The following is a 13970-nucleotide window of genomic DNA, read 5'->3' as shown; positions in this document are numbered from 1 at the left end:
TACGTCTATTATTATGCTCACAGAAGGTGCTCGCGAATAAATTTAGCGTATTTCTGTACAGTTGAAACAGAGACACCATACTGATTAGCCATATCCGACTGGCTAACGGATTCACTTCGCAATTTTCGCCAGACATATTCTACAGCTGCTGCCAATGCGTCAGGCTTCGACAGTTTTGCATTATGATACTGAAGCTCTAAAAAGATCGAAAACCAGATCATAAACAGACCCGCTTCCTCCTTCTTAAGCGGTCGGAAATGGCGATATAATATAAGAGCTGTATCATGCGCCAGACGCGTGTTCATTTCAATAAAGAGCGAACTGTCCACCGGCATCCCGAGCACATCCGCCATATAAATTTTCTCATGCGGCTGCAAATGATCGATATCGCAAAATCCAGGATGAGTCATGACTTCTTTTTGATCACCAGCAAGCGATAATAAGAAAATACCAAATAACCGTTCTTCATCCCGTTCTCCATTCAAATAACGGACAATCTCTTCCGGATTGCGCTGTATTTCCCCTTCTTCTTGGGGGCCATTCCATGGTTCGAGCCCTTCTTTTTCTGGATTGCCACGGATGACTTTTTTCCATATTTTGCGCGCTGTTTCATGATGCCCAGTAAAATGTGCAGCATAGGCGAGCCAATAATAAAAGCCTGCTTCGCCTTCAAATCCATTTTTATAAAGCTTTTTCAGCCATCTGTAGGCATCTTGATAACGGCCAATAAGTGCGAACGTCGCACCGATTTTAAACTGCTGATCGGGAATAAGCGGCTGTACTTTTGCCAGCTGATCAGCCAAATAATCAAGTGGTTCCTGCTTTTTTTCATAAAAATAAAACACGATTTTATTACAGATCGCATGCAAGTTGCCCGGATTTTTCTCTAGCACATCATCCAACATGTGATGCGCTTTTTCAGTTTGTCCGAGATAAAAATAAGCGAGCGCCAAGTTATTGTATGCTGCCCAAAAATCAGGATACTTTTTTACCGATTCTTCAAGGTGAGCAGCCGCTTTCGCAAAATGACCGCTTTCAAGCAAAAAGCGTGCTTCTTCTTGCAGCTCCATCATCTCATCCTGCTCGTACAAATCGTCAAAAGCTTCTTCACTGTCTAGCGTAATTATATCAAGCAAATCTTCTGCGTCGTCGCTATACTCGCCGTCTTCATTCATATCTAAATATGCTTGTGCATGACGAAACGCGTCTTTAAACGATCCTATATGCACATAATTATTGGCTAAAAAATAGTGGCACTCGCTCATATTCGGATCCAGATCATCGAGCACGAAATGGAGCAGACCATTCGACTGTTCATAATGACCAAGTTCTGTTTCCACAATGGCTAGCTGGCAGGCAATGACCGGCTCAAGCGGTTCTAAATCCATCGCCCGTGAAAAGTATTTTTTTGCTTTTGCCAGCTCCCGTTTTTCGAGCGCTTTCATTCCTTTTGAATAGTAAAACTCTCCCGTCGGAAAAAAAGGAACAATATTCCTATTTTCTTTCCAGCTCATTGAGTCATTTCCCATGAAAATCCTCCGTACGTTCTATATGATTAACTTATGCATTATATCATAGGTACACGCTGAAAGAATAGAGAGAAAAAGCCGGCCCCTAAACTGGGCCGGCTTGATCTTATTCTTTTCCTTTACCTTCATGTCGCCGTGCCAGCACAGATAATACATCATCAAGCGCCAGATCTTGCTCACGGAGCAGAACAAGCAAGTGATATATTAGATCGGCTGCTTCCCACTGCAATTCTTCTTTATCACGGTTTTTCGCCGCAATAATGACTTCCGATGCTTCTTCGCCAACTTTTTTCAATATTTTATCGACGCCTTTTTCAAATAAATACGTCGTATACGCGCCTTCTGGACGATTTTGCTCACGGTCAGCAATTACCTGCTCAAGCTGCTGCAAAATCGAATAGGGCAACGAGCCGCTTTCATCGCCATAAAATGGTTCATCAAAGCAGCTTGTCGTGCCGCGGTGACAAGCTGGCCCTGCAGGCTCTACTTTGACAACGATCGCATCTTTATCGCAGTCAAATTGCATTGATACGACTTTTTGCGTATTGCCGCTTGTTGCCCCTTTATTCCATAATTCCTCGCGTGAACGGCTGTAAAACCACGTTTCGCCTGTTTCCATCGTTTTCTCAAGTGACTCTTTATTCATATAGGCAAGCGTCAATACTTCGTACGTTGTCGCATCCTGCACAATCGCAGGCACGAGCCCTTTTTCATCAAATTTCACTTCTTCAATCATCTGACGTTTACCCCCATGTTTCTTAAAAATTGTTTAACTTCTCCGACACCTGTTTCTTTATAATGAAAAATCGATGCTGCCAGCGCCGCATCTGCCTTCGCTTCTTTAAATACATCAAAGAAGTGCTCCGCATTGCCGGCGCCGCCGGATGCAATGACCGGAACAGAAACTGCATCGCCAACGGCTTTTGTGAGCTCAATATCAAAGCCTTTTTTGCTTCCATCTTCGTCCATGCTCGTCAGCAAAATTTCACCAGCGCCCCGTTCCACCGCTTCTTTCGCCCAGTCAATGACATTTCGTTCTGTCGGTGTCCGGCCGCCGTGCGTATACACGCGCCACGTACCCATTTCATCGTCGTATTTTGCATCGATCGCAATGACGATACATTGTGAGCCGAAAAAAGCAGCTCCCTCGTTGATCAGATCCGGATTGTTCACAGCGGCTGTATTTAATGATACTTTATCTGCTCCTGCACGTAAAATCCGTTTCATATCATCGAGTGCGTTAATCCCGCCACCGACTGTAAATGGAATCGCCAGTTCCGACGCCACGGCCTGCACAACGTCAACCATCGTCTTCCGTCCTTCAACTGACGCGGAGATATCGAGGAAAACAAGTTCGTCTGCTCCTTGTTCATCATATACACGAGCCAGTTCAACCGGGTCGCCTGCATCGCGTAATTCAACGAATTGAATGCCTTTTACGACGCGGCCTTCTTTTACATCGAGACATGGGATAATACGTTTTGTCATCATTTCGCCACCTCCAGCGCTTCTTTCACACTAAAACGGCCCGTGTAAATGGCTTTTCCGCAAATGGCACCGGATAAGCCATCTGCTTCAAATTTTGCTAGTTCACGCAAATCATCAAGAGAACTAACACCGCCTGATGCAATAACACTTTTCCCTGTCACACGTGCAAGTTCTGCTGTTGCTTCTGTATTTGGACCAGACAGCATCCCATCATTTGCAATGTCGGTGAAAATAAACGTTTCTGCACCTGCATCCGCAAATTCTTTTGCAAGATCCACTGCTTTCATAGACGATGTTTCCAACCAGCCATGTGTTGCTACATAGCCATTTTTCGCATCAAGACCAATCGCAATTTTATCTCCATATGTACCGAGCCATTGCTTTACGAGTTCCGGTTCTTTTACAGCAAGGCTGCCAATAATGACTCGATCGACACCGTTATCAAGATAATGACGGACATCTTCCTCTGTCCGGATACCACCGCCAATTTGAACACGGGCAGAGAGTTTTTGTGCCGCTTCAATGACGAACTTATCATTGACACGCTGTCCATCTTTTGCGCCATCAAGATCTACCATGTGAATCCATTCTGCGCCCTGCTCCACAAATGATTTTGCCATATCAAACGGCGAATCACCATATATCGTTTCCTGATTATAATCGCCCTGTACGAGACGGACACATTTGCCGCCGCGCATATCAATGGCCGGGTAAATGGTAAAACTCATATCATTTCCTCCGATCGTTCCATCGCTTTTGCAAAATTGGCAAGCAGTTGCATGCCTGTTTCACTGCTTTTTTCCGGGTGAAACTGCATACCAAATACGTTGTCACGGCCGACAACTGCAGGTACTTGAACACCGTAAGTAGCGCTCGCAAGCAGTGACGCCTCATCGATACTGTCTACGTAATACGAGTGGACGAAGTAAACAAACCCTTCTTCCATGTCTTGCAGCACGGGTGCTTCTTGATGAAAATGAAGCTTATTCCAGCCCATATGCGGCACTTTCAGCCTTTCACCATCCACATCCCGATCCGGAATACGCACAACGCGCCCATTTAACAATCCAAGCCCTTTAAAATGGCCATTTTCTTCGCTTTCTTCAAATAAAAGCTGCATGCCAAGACAAATACCAAGAAGTGGACGGCCGCTATCCACATAACTATGAATAAATTGATCGAGCTTTTTTTCCTGCAGACTGGCCATCGCATCTTTAAAAGCACCAACACCTGGCAGCAGGAGCCCTTTCGTCGATGGTACACCTTTCACACGCGGGTCAATCGTCGTCGCTTCGTCAATTGCGCGCGCCATCGCTTTAAACACCGCTTCAATCATATGGTGCGTATTTTGACCATAATGAATAATGACGTGTAAATTAATACGTGCTTCTAAAGCAAATTTCCACAAAAACTCATACACGAGTTCCGTATCAAATGTGCCGACTTTTTGCGCCGGAAATTCGCCGCGCATTTCAAAATGAGGACGGTTGCTCAGATCTACAACGACCTGTGCAAGCGTATCATCCATCGGCACAAAAAAGCTGCCATATCGCTTAATGCCTTTTTTATCTCCAAGCGCATTCTTAAGTGCCGTGCCGAGAACAATGCCAAGATCTTCTGTCGTATGATGATCATCCACATCAACGTCTCCGTCTGCTTTCACTGTCAGATCAAAATGACCGTGCTTCGTGAAAAGGTCCAGCATATGGTTCATAAATGGCACACCAGTGTCAATAGTTGACTTTCCTTCACCGTCCACCTCAAATGCGAGGTCAATTTTCGTTTCACCTGTATAACGTTGCAGTTCTGCATAGCGATTTCCCATTATGAACCCTCTTTCTTTTTAATCGTTACGCGCTTCAATTGCGCGGGCATGTGCTTCTAACCCTTCAAGCCGGGCAAATGCAGCAATTTTCGCACCATGTTGATCAAATGCCTGCTTGCTGTACATAATAATACTCGATTTTTTCATAAAGTCATCGACGGACAACGGACCAGAAAAGCGAGCCGTACCGTTCGTTGGCAATACATGATTCGGACCCGCAAAATAATCGCCAACCGGCTCCGATGAATAACGACCGATAAAGATCGCTCCGGCATGTTTAATATCTTTCACAAGATTAAGAGCAGCATCTGTTATGATTTCAAGATGCTCCGGTGCCAGTTCATTAATCGTTTGAACCGCTTCTGTCATTGTTTCCGCTACATAAATCGCTCCGTAATCTTCAATCGACGCACGCGCTATTTCCGAACGCGGCAACGACACGAGCTGCTCATCAATCTCGCGCGCAACAGCCTGCGCCAATTCTTGTGAAGTCGTCACGAGTACAGCAGACGCTCTCTTGTCATGTTCCGCCTGTGACAGCATATCCGCTGCCACTTCTTTCGCAGAAGCCGTCTCATCAGCGAGTACCGCAATTTCACTAGGTCCCGCAATCATGTCAATATCTACATCGCCGAACACTTCCCGTTTTGCAAGTGCTACGAATATGTTGCCCGGCCCAGTAATTTTGTCAACAGCTTTAATGGTTTCCGTTCCATAGGCAAGAGCAGCTACCGCCTGCGCACCGCCGACTTTATACATCTCTTTCACGCCAGCAATGTCAGCCGCCACAAGCACACCTGCTGGAAGTTTCCCGTTTGGCCCTGGTGGGGACACCATAACAATTCGCTCAACGCCGGCTGTTTTCGCCGGCATGACGTTCATCAAAACGGAAGATGGATACGCTGCTGTACCGCCTGGAACGTAAACACCCGCTGAATCAAGCGGCGTCATTTTCTGTCCGAGAATAGAACCGTCCGCATTTGTATATAGCCATGTTTCCCGTTTTTGCTTCGCATGAAAAGACGCAATATTGTCCGCTGCCTCACGAATGATGTTGATCATCTCATCATCAAGCGTCTCGTATGCTTCATTGATTTCTTCCTGTGTCACTTTTAAGCCGGTTAATTTTGCGCCGTCAAATTTTTCTGTATACGCGAAAAGTGCACGGTCGCCATTCTCTTTTACCTCATTAATAATAGCACGAACGATCTGCTGCTGATCTTCTGTTCCCGCATCGACGGAACGTTTAATGGACAATCCCGCTGTGATCCGCTCTGGCTTAATCATCTATTACTGCACCGCCGTTTCTGCAATCGTATCCGTTAAGCGGGTGACAAGCTTTGAAATGTCGGCATTTTTCATCCGGTAGCTGACCGGATTCACAATAAGACGCGACGTAATGCCAACGATCGTTTCATACTCAACGAGACCGTTTTCTTTTAACGTTTGACCCGTTGAGACAATATCGACAATGCGGTCTGATAGGCCAATTAATGGCGCTAATTCAATTGAACCGTTTAACTTAATAATTTCGACTTGTTCACCTTTTCCGCGAAAATACGTCGATGCTACATTCGGATATTTCGTCGCAATTTTCGGCGCGACTTCGTTTAACGATGTATTCGGAAGACCGGCAACAGCTAAGTAGCACGGACTGATTTTCAAATCAAGCAACTCATATACATCACGTTCTTCTTCTAATAGCACATCTTTACCGGCAATGCCGACATCCGCGACGCCATGTTCGACATAGGTTGCCACATCCATTGGCTTTGCAAGGAAAAAACGCATATTTTCTTCCGGTACTTCAATAATCAGTTTTCGCGATTCATCAAGTTCTGGGGGAAGCTGATAGCCTGCTTCCTGTAAAAGCGCCGCTGCTTCTTCAAATATACGTCCTTTTGGCATCGCAATCGTTAACATTGACATCAAACTTTACCTCCATTACTTGATTTCCCGACAAAAAACGTTACATTTTTGCTCGTTTGTGTGAATGTATCCACATCTTTCACACCAGCAACATCCTGTAAAAGGACATATTCTCCATTTGCACGGCGTTTTTGTGCTTCTTCAATGGCTTCAACGCGTCGTTCATTGCTAAACAAAATGCAATGAACGCCTTCCTCTTCTTCCAATTGCTCCAACGCCTCAAGCAAAAAGTCTACACGAAGACCGAATCCTGTCGCACCAGCTGGTTGACCAAACTTCCCTAATAAATTATCGTAGCGGCCGCCGTTTCCGACAGGGGCACCTACACCGTCTGCATATACTTCAAACACAAGTCCTGTATAGTAGCTCATATGACTGACGAGCGGTAAATCAAACGTCACATATTGATCAACATTATATTCTTTTAACCGGTCATACACCGTTTTTAATTCATTAAGCGCTTCGCTTCCTGCGCTTCCTTCGACTAATTTTATTGCTTCATCTAGGCAATCAATGCCGCCGGACAAGTTTAAAAATTGCAAAAGTCGCTGTTTATCAATCGATGAAAGCGGCAAACTTGTGATGTGCTCACGATAGCCAACATAATTTTTCTCATAAAGGAAGCGGCGCAGCTGTTCAGAGCGCTCTTCTGTGCCGAGAATTTGCCGGAATAATTCATCTATAAAACGAATATGTCCAAGTGAAATTTGGAAATTTTCCAAGCCTGATTTTTTCATAACGGATACAAGTAGCGCAATCACTTCAGCATCCGCGCTAATCGTATTGTCACCGATCAATTCCACACCAATTTGCTCAAATTCAGCTGCCCGGCCGCCTTCACGCTGCTGCGCCCGGTATACACTCGCTGAATAGGCAAGACGTAATGGAATACGCTCTTTTAACAGTTTTGACGCGGCAACACGCGCAATCGGTGCTGTCATATCTGGACGCAGCACGAGCGTATTGCCTTGCTGATCAAGCAATTTAAAAAGCTGGCGGTCTAAAATGGCTGACGCATCGCCAACTGTTTCATGATATTCAAGCGCAGGTGTTTCAATAAAACGATAGCCCCAGCTTCTCATTTCCTGTTCCGCAGCTTCTTTTAATTTTCGTCTCGTTTCATAAATGTGCGGCAACGTATCCCGCATTCCAACAGGCTTTTCAAACATTAACAGCTTCGACATTTTATCACCCAACCCATCATTATTTTCCATTTTTTCGCTTTAGTTCGCTAATACACTAAAGATTCATTATCTGTATTTTAACGGTTCTGACAATTCACGTCAAGGCGAAAAATTGGATTTCTACAATCCTAATTACTGGAAGTAGATGCCACAACAGCTCCAGCTGTGGCAGCTGCCATCGCTGCCTGTTGTGCCTGAATCATCGCTTGAACAGCTGCTGTAAGTCCCGCTGAAGAATCGATGTATGCTTGTGAAGCAAATATCGCCGCCACAGTAATCGCCATTTCCTTCGACCATTTGAATATTTTCATGTCGATTAATTCCTGGGCAATCTGCACGGTCTCCTCTATTTTCCCTGAGAGCGCGATTATGCCAATTGCCGGATAATGCATCGCTTTTACCTTCAATCCGTGTATTTCCAGTTCTCTTTTTGCCTGAAGGACCGCTTCCGCCGACTGGTCGCGAAACATGCCATCCATCACAAGCATATTCGCCAAAAACTGAAGGTCATTTCCTTTCCAAAAACCTTTTTCATTCAAAAAACGGTAATACATTTCAGATGAATCAACAAGTTCCACCGCGCTTTCTGGCCGCTTTGCCATAATAACGGCCGCCGGATAATCTTCATACGAAGTCAAGAAACGGTGATATCGTTTCATTTCCTCAAAAATCTCTTTTATGCGCTCAGGTCTCATCGAATCCTCTACCAAAAAAGCAGCAATGTACGTGTAGGCCGAGGATCGCAGACCAGCTGATCGAAGTGTTTCATAAGAAATAAGCAGCTTTTCTAATGATTCATTCGGGTCTCCCTCTTTTGTCATGAGGAGTCCTGTCATTGGAAAATAAATCGTTCTGAGCGGTGAAAAAATAGAACCTGTTTTTCTAATTTTATTCGATAAAGACGTGAACGTCTGTCCGTCGATTTGTTCTTGTCTTGCGGCGAATTGTGCAGCCGTCAGTAAAACAAGACGTTTATCCATCCATTTCCCTGCTGTTTTGCGCAAAATGGCCACATTTTCTTCTATCAGATTTCCATCCACATCCATTCCTCCCTTTTCATTATCCCTTTTATTACGATATACAATCATCATAAGTTTCAAAAGCACACAATAAACGTATGAAAAAACCCGTTTCAACTTTTCGTTGAAACGGGTTTAATAACCATCGGATTCCCACCAACAAACGCACCAGCTGGCACATCACGATTCACAAGTGTCATCGCCGACACAACCGCTCCGTCGCCAATTTCGATACCAGGCAATACAGTACAATTGGCGCCGATCATCACATTGTCACCGATGACAACCGGCCCAATCCGGTATTCATTCGTTAAATATTCATGCGCGAGAATCGTCGTGTTATAGCCAATAATCGTATTATTGCCAATCACAATGTGCTCTGGAAACATAATATCTGGCACCACTTTATAAGCAAGCGCACTGCCTTCACCGATATTCATCCTGAGCAAGGAGCGGTACAACTCGTTTTTCAGACGTGCCGTCGGCGTAAAACGGCCGATTTCAATCACGACTGTGTTTTTAAACGTTTTCCAGAACGAAACGGTTTCGTATATATGGAACAGCGGATTTTTGTCGCCTTCCAGTCTGTACCGCTTCGTTCGTCTCATTTATTTTCTGCTCCAACTTTCAAAATATGAAGCAAGTCTGTCATTGATTCAAGCATAAAATTCGGGTTGTACTCGTTTAAGAAGTTGCGTCCTTTTAATGACCAGGCAACACCTGCCGTCATCGTACCCGCATTTTGACCGCCTTCAATATCGTGATAGTTGTCACCGACCATGATTGCTTCTTCCGGTTTTGATCCGAGTGCAGCCAGCGCTTTTTCAACAGGCTCTGGATGTGGTTTTGGGTTTTCTACATCATCAAGTCCAATGATCACATCAAAAAACGGATCAAGATGCGTTAGCTTTAAGCCTTTAATAATCGTATCGTGTATTTTCGTTGACACAATCGCCAGTTTGTAGTTGTTTTCATGAAGAATACGAATCGTTTCATATACACCTTGAAATTCCGTAACGAGTATATCGTGCTGATCCAAGTTGAATTTTCGGTAGTGTGCGACCATTTCCATTGTCCGTTCTTTATCGATTTGTTCAAACGTGTCGATAAGCGGCGGACCCATAAACGGATAAACATCTTCTCGTTTGTACTGCCCTGGATAATAATGATTGAGCGTATGTAAAAACGACTCCACGATTAATTCATTTGTATTAATTAATGTTCCATCTAAATCAAACAAAAGCGTTGTAATATTTTTCATATATAAGTAGCTTCCTTTCTCCGCACATTTTCAGATCGCTCCCAAAGCCGTGCGATGATAAGCGTTAACATAACCGCCGTCACAATCCGGATGAAAAAGAGCGGCAGCACCGGAATCCCGAGCGGAATAAAAATAAGAGTATCTTCTATTACAGCATGGCAAGCGACAAGAAAAATAAACGCAATCGTTACATCTTTCCGGCTGACACCATCTTCTTCCACCGCTTGAATCATGACTGCTGACCCCATCGCAAGTCCAAACAACAAGCCGGATGCGAGTGTCATCGACGTATTCTCTTTCATGCCAAGAAAACGTGTAACAGGTGCCATTGCCCTTGAAAACGAATCAAGCCATTTTAAATCTTTTGCCATTTGTATCATGATCATCAACGGAATAACAATGATCGCCAGCTGCAAGACGCCGAAGCTTGCTTTCTCCACTCCAAGAAGAAAAATCGCACTCCATGTTTCAGGCTGACTTTCTACTGCTGGCACCATGCCATACTGGGCCAGTTCACTTCCGCCGTGCCAGATAAAGTTAATGACCACACCTGCCAGGAACGCGAGACCAAGACGAACGGCCAGTACTATCCATATTTTCACACCGACTTTTAATGCTACCGTCGATTCAATAAATAAATTGTGTGAAAATGAAAGCATCATCGCTAATATAAAGACTTCTTTTACAGTTAAATCAAGCGATAAAATTGCACCAATAGCTGCATATAAGTTCAGCACATTGCCGAGAACGAGCGGAATGGCTGCATTGCCCGACAAACCAAAAATACCCATAATCGGGCTAATTAATTGAATAATCCATGGCAAAACCGGTGTAAATTGTAAAATTGTCACGATCAATGTAACGGAAAAAATGACTTTCCCGAGCGTCCATGTTGTCTTTAATCCCGTCATTAATCCTTTTATAATCGTTTGTTTCAAGATGCAATCTTCCCTTCATTCGATGGATCATTATAACGTGGAAGATTATATGTAAAGCGGCGGTAAATGAGCAGCACTATTGCGATTACAATTAACGAAAGCGAGAGCACTTGAGCAATACGTAAAAAGTCCGTCAGCATTAAGCTATCCGTCCGCAGTCCTTCAATAAACAAGCGGCCGATTGAATACCAGATGACATATGTTAAAAACAGTTCACCGCGTTTCAAATTCACTTTTCGCAAAAGCAAGAGAAGCACAAAACCAATGATGTTCCAAACAGATTCATATAAAAAGGTCGGATGATAGTAAGACCCGTCAATGTACATTTGATTCACAATAAATTCCGGCAAATGCATATTTTCAAGAAAACTTCTTGTCACTTCACCGCCATGTGCTTCCTGATTCATAAAGTTGCCCCACCGACCAATTGCTTGACCAAGAATAATCGACGGCGCCGCAATATCGACAATTTTCCAAAATGAAATATTTCGTTTTCGAGCAAAAATAATCGTCGTAATTACTGACCCGATAAGTGCCCCGTGAATGGCAATGCCGCCGTTCCAAATTTGAATGATGGCGCCCGGGTTTGCTGAATAGTATTCCCATTGAAAAAAAACATAATAAAGCCGTGCTGATATAAGGGCAATGGGAATCGCCCATATTAACAAGTCAGCGAATGTGTCTTTCTGAAGACCGAGTCGATCAGCTTCCTTTGATGCTAAATAAAAACCAAACGCGATGCCGATACCGATAATAATGCCATACCAGTGTACTTGAATCGGACCGAGATCGAGCGCAATGGGATTTAACGGATACCCGTCCATCTTTTCACTCCTTAGTTTTCTTCATCAATGCCGGCCTCGCTAATAACGCCGGCCAGTTTGTCAGAAAATTCTTGTGCTGCATTGACACCCATTCGCTTCAAACGGAAGTTCATCGCGGCTACTTCAATGATAACGGCTAAATTTCGGCCAGGACGAACGGGCAATGTTAATTTCGTAATTTCAGAATCAATAATTTTCAACTTATCATCTTCAATACCTAGACGATCGTATTGCTTTTTCGGGTGCCACTGTTCAAGGTACACGTTGAGCGAAATGCGCTTATGCGAAAGAACAGCTCCCGCACCAAACAATGTCATCACATTAATAATACCAAGACCGCGAATTTCCAACAAATGCTCAATCAGTTCCGGAGATTGGCCAATCAATGTATCAATGTCCTCCTGACGAATCTCCACACAATCATCCGCAATAAGACGGTGTCCCCGTTTTATAAGTTCAAGCGCTGTCTCACTTTTCCCGACGCCACTTTGGCCGGTAATAAGTACTCCAATACCATAAATATCAACGAGTACCCCATGAACGGCTGTTGTCGGTGCGAGCATCGACTCCAAATAATTCGTCAATTGACTAGTAAACTTTGTCGTCGTCATTTTGGTACGCATCACCGGAACAGAAAACATTTCAGATGCTTCAATCAATTCAATCGGTACGCTTAAATTACGGGAGATAATAATGGCCGGAGTTTCATAGTCACATAACTTATCCATTCGTTCCTTTTTTTCTTCCGAGCTAAGCCGCTGAAAAAAAGACAGTTCAGTCATGCCGATCAGCTGAATACGATCCGCTGGATAATAATCAAAAAAACCAGCGATCTCTAAACCCGGACGTGACAGGTCACTCATTTTTATTGGACGGTGAAGACCTTCTTCTCCGCTCACTAATTCTAGATTAAACTTTTCTACTATATCCACTGTACGCACTTTTACCATTTGGTGGTTCCCCTCCTTCTTCACACAAAACGAATTGTTATTATTGTATCATGTTTTTAAGAAAATCGATTCTTTCCGTTTCGATTTTCGCGATTTCACTGTATATAGACGGTGAAAGGAGGATGGATTGAAGATGAAAATAGCCATCGATGCAGGACATGGATGGAATACGCCAGGCAAGAGGACACCAGACGGAATGCGTGAATATGAATTTAACCGGGAAACAGCACTATTTTTGCGAGAAAACATAAATGCGGACACTTTATTTGTGCATCACGACAGCTATGATATTCCACTTGCCAAGCGGGTACAAAAAGCAAATGAAGCAAGAGCCGATCTGTATGTTTCTATCCATGCGAATGCGTACGGTGAAGGATGGACGAGCGCTCACGGCATCGAAACATATGTGTACACATCTCGTCCTGCTGCTGCACTGAAAATCGCACAGTCTGTTCAACACGAGCTCGTAGCCGCTACAGGCAGACGGGATCGAGGTGTCAAAGCATCTAATTTTTACGTATTACGTAAAACAAACATGCCCGCGATTTTAATTGAAGCCGGCTTTATGACCAACCGGGAAGAAGCTGCATTGTTAAAAACCAGTCAGTATCGGCAAACATGTGCCCGGGCGATCGCAGACGGAATTAAGCCCGTTTTTTGTTAAGTACTACTCCGATTTCCTGGTGTGTTACTCAGTTTCTCAGCGCGTTAATCAGCTTTCTGGCACGTTACTCAGTTTGATCAAGAACACGCAAATAAAAACAGGAAGCCAAACATTATTAAGACCTAAAATAAAAAAATCTAAGTTATTCCATTAAAGCGTCCTTTAATGGAATAACTTAGATTTATCTTCGTTCTTAAAAACCACTTATTTCTAGTTCAACTAACGCACCCGTTAGCCATCCATGTAGCGCAAAATCAGCGCTACACAAAAGATGATGAAAATGTGTGCAGAACGGGTATTGGATACTACGGCTGGGAGAGGAGGGTCGATCAAATATGGGGCCATATATCACATCAGTT

At 44.0% G+C, this 13970-nt stretch carries 15 protein-coding genes; 1 reads left to right on the top strand and 14 read right to left on the bottom strand.

Annotated features, from left to right (window positions below; translation table 11 throughout):
- Window positions 1-17 precede the first annotated feature (17 nt).
- The 14 genes from AWH49_RS07340 to hprK all read right to left on the bottom strand — a co-directional run bounded on the left by AWH49_RS07340 (window position 18) and on the right by hprK (window position 12947).
- On the bottom strand, window positions 18-1529 hold the full coding sequence (locus AWH49_RS07340; protein ID WP_063965165.1) for a tetratricopeptide repeat protein: 1512 nt from the start codon (window positions 1527-1529) through the stop codon (window positions 18-20).
- A 106-nt stretch (window positions 1530-1635) separates the two neighbouring features.
- A complete protein-coding gene (hisIE, locus tag AWH49_RS07335; RefSeq protein WP_018394562.1) occupies window positions 1636-2265 on the bottom strand; it encodes a bifunctional phosphoribosyl-AMP cyclohydrolase/phosphoribosyl-ATP diphosphatase HisIE in 630 nt (209 codons plus the stop codon).
- Window positions 2262-3020 carry an imidazole glycerol phosphate synthase subunit HisF gene (gene hisF / locus AWH49_RS07330; RefSeq protein ID WP_018394563.1) on the bottom strand — a complete coding sequence of 253 codons (759 nt, stop codon included), beginning with the start codon at window positions 3018-3020 and terminating at the stop codon, window positions 2262-2264. Before hisF ends, hisIE begins: the two co-directional genes overlap by 4 nt.
- A complete protein-coding gene (gene hisA, locus AWH49_RS07325; RefSeq protein WP_018394564.1) occupies window positions 3017-3745 on the bottom strand; it encodes a 1-(5-phosphoribosyl)-5-[(5-phosphoribosylamino)methylideneamino]imidazole-4-carboxamide isomerase in 729 nt (242 codons plus the stop codon). The genes hisF and hisA overlap by 4 nt, the downstream gene beginning before the upstream one ends.
- The gene (gene hisB / locus AWH49_RS20670; RefSeq protein ID WP_082862710.1) at window positions 3742-4842 is read right to left on the bottom strand and encodes an imidazoleglycerol-phosphate dehydratase HisB; all 1101 of its coding nucleotides are present in this window, start codon (window positions 4840-4842) and stop codon (window positions 3742-3744) included. Before hisB ends, hisA begins: the two co-directional genes overlap by 4 nt.
- A gap of 18 nt (window positions 4843-4860) precedes the next feature.
- Window positions 4861-6129: a histidinol dehydrogenase gene (gene hisD, locus AWH49_RS07310; RefSeq protein ID WP_094777151.1), complete on the bottom strand. Its 1269-nt coding sequence runs from the start codon at window positions 6127-6129 to the stop codon at window positions 4861-4863.
- Between the two features lie 3 nt (window positions 6130-6132).
- On the bottom strand, window positions 6133-6771 hold the full coding sequence (gene hisG / locus AWH49_RS07305; protein ID WP_018394568.1) for an ATP phosphoribosyltransferase: 639 nt from the start codon (window positions 6769-6771) through the stop codon (window positions 6133-6135).
- Window positions 6771-7955, bottom strand: a complete 1185-nt coding sequence (locus AWH49_RS07300) for an ATP phosphoribosyltransferase regulatory subunit (RefSeq protein ID WP_063965260.1) — start codon at window positions 7953-7955, stop codon at window positions 6771-6773. Before AWH49_RS07300 ends, hisG begins: the two co-directional genes overlap by 1 nt.
- A 128-nt stretch (window positions 7956-8083) precedes the next feature.
- Entirely contained in the window at window positions 8084-8995 is a 912-nt protein-coding gene (locus AWH49_RS07295) for a DUF4003 family protein (protein ID WP_063965164.1), read from the bottom strand.
- Window positions 8996-9087: 92 nt separating this feature from the next.
- On the bottom strand, window positions 9088-9582 hold the full coding sequence (locus AWH49_RS07290) for an acyltransferase (protein WP_063965163.1): 495 nt from the start codon (window positions 9580-9582) through the stop codon (window positions 9088-9090).
- The gene (gene ppaX, locus AWH49_RS07285) at window positions 9579-10235 is read right to left on the bottom strand and encodes a pyrophosphatase PpaX (RefSeq protein ID WP_063965162.1); all 657 of its coding nucleotides are present in this window, start codon (window positions 10233-10235) and stop codon (window positions 9579-9581) included. The genes AWH49_RS07290 and ppaX overlap by 4 nt, the downstream gene beginning before the upstream one ends.
- Window positions 10232-11176 (bottom strand): nucleoside recognition domain-containing protein, encoded by a 945-nt coding sequence (locus tag AWH49_RS07280; RefSeq protein WP_026221748.1) that lies wholly within the window; start codon window positions 11174-11176, stop codon window positions 10232-10234. Before AWH49_RS07280 ends, ppaX begins: the two co-directional genes overlap by 4 nt.
- On the bottom strand, window positions 11170-11997 hold the full coding sequence (gene lgt, locus AWH49_RS07275; RefSeq protein WP_063965161.1) for a prolipoprotein diacylglyceryl transferase: 828 nt from the start codon (window positions 11995-11997) through the stop codon (window positions 11170-11172). The genes AWH49_RS07280 and lgt overlap by 7 nt, the downstream gene beginning before the upstream one ends.
- Before the next feature lie 11 nt (window positions 11998-12008).
- Window positions 12009-12947, bottom strand: coding sequence for an HPr(Ser) kinase/phosphatase (hprK, locus tag AWH49_RS07270; protein WP_063965160.1), 939 nt, complete (start codon window positions 12945-12947; stop codon window positions 12009-12011).
- Between the two features lie 133 nt (window positions 12948-13080).
- Here hprK and AWH49_RS07265 point away from each other — a divergent pair, with 133 nt between their 5' ends.
- Entirely contained in the window at window positions 13081-13611 is a 531-nt protein-coding gene (locus AWH49_RS07265) for an N-acetylmuramoyl-L-alanine amidase family protein (RefSeq protein ID WP_063965159.1), read from the top strand.
- Window positions 13612-13970: the final 359 nt, after the last annotated feature.

This window comes from Domibacillus aminovorans (assembly GCF_001643235.1).
GTDB lineage: Bacteria > Bacillota > Bacilli > Bacillales > Domibacillaceae > Domibacillus > Domibacillus aminovorans.
The sequence above is the reverse complement of the archived record's forward strand: the minus strand, read 5'-3'. Positions and strand labels throughout refer to the sequence as shown.

Excerpts from the sequence above, each read along its gene's own strand:
- AWH49_RS07340 (WP_063965165.1), bottom strand. The coding sequence starts at position 1,529 with ATGGGAAATGACTCAATGAGCTGGAAAGAAAATAGGAATATTGTTCCT.
- hisIE (WP_018394562.1), bottom strand. The coding sequence starts at position 2,265 with ATGATTGAAGAAGTGAAATTTGATGAAAAAGGGCTCGTGCCTGCGATT.
- hisF (WP_018394563.1), bottom strand. The coding sequence starts at position 3,020 with ATGATGACAAAACGTATTATCCCATGTCTCGATGTAAAAGAAGGCCGC.
- hisA (WP_018394564.1), bottom strand. The coding sequence starts at position 3,745 with ATGAGTTTTACCATTTACCCGGCCATTGATATGCGCGGCGGCAAATGT.
- hisB (WP_082862710.1), bottom strand. The coding sequence starts at position 4,842 with ATGGGAAATCGCTATGCAGAACTGCAACGTTATACAGGTGAAACGAAA.
- hisD (WP_094777151.1), bottom strand. The coding sequence starts at position 6,129 with ATGATTAAGCCAGAGCGGATCACAGCGGGATTGTCCATTAAACGTTCC.
- hisG (WP_018394568.1), bottom strand. The coding sequence starts at position 6,771 with ATGTCAATGTTAACGATTGCGATGCCAAAAGGACGTATATTTGAAGAA.
- AWH49_RS07300 (WP_063965260.1), bottom strand. The coding sequence starts at position 7,955 with ATGTCGAAGCTGTTAATGTTTGAAAAGCCTGTTGGAATGCGGGATACG.
- AWH49_RS07290 (WP_063965163.1), bottom strand. The coding sequence starts at position 9,582 with ATGAGACGAACGAAGCGGTACAGACTGGAAGGCGACAAAAATCCGCTG.
- ppaX (WP_063965162.1), bottom strand. The coding sequence starts at position 10,235 with ATGAAAAATATTACAACGCTTTTGTTTGATTTAGATGGAACATTAATT.
- lgt (WP_063965161.1), bottom strand. The coding sequence starts at position 11,997 with ATGGACGGGTATCCGTTAAATCCCATTGCGCTCGATCTCGGTCCGATT.
- hprK (WP_063965160.1), bottom strand. The coding sequence starts at position 12,947 with ATGGTAAAAGTGCGTACAGTGGATATAGTAGAAAAGTTTAATCTAGAA.
- AWH49_RS07265 (WP_063965159.1), top strand. The coding sequence starts at position 13,081 with ATGAAAATAGCCATCGATGCAGGACATGGATGGAATACGCCAGGCAAG.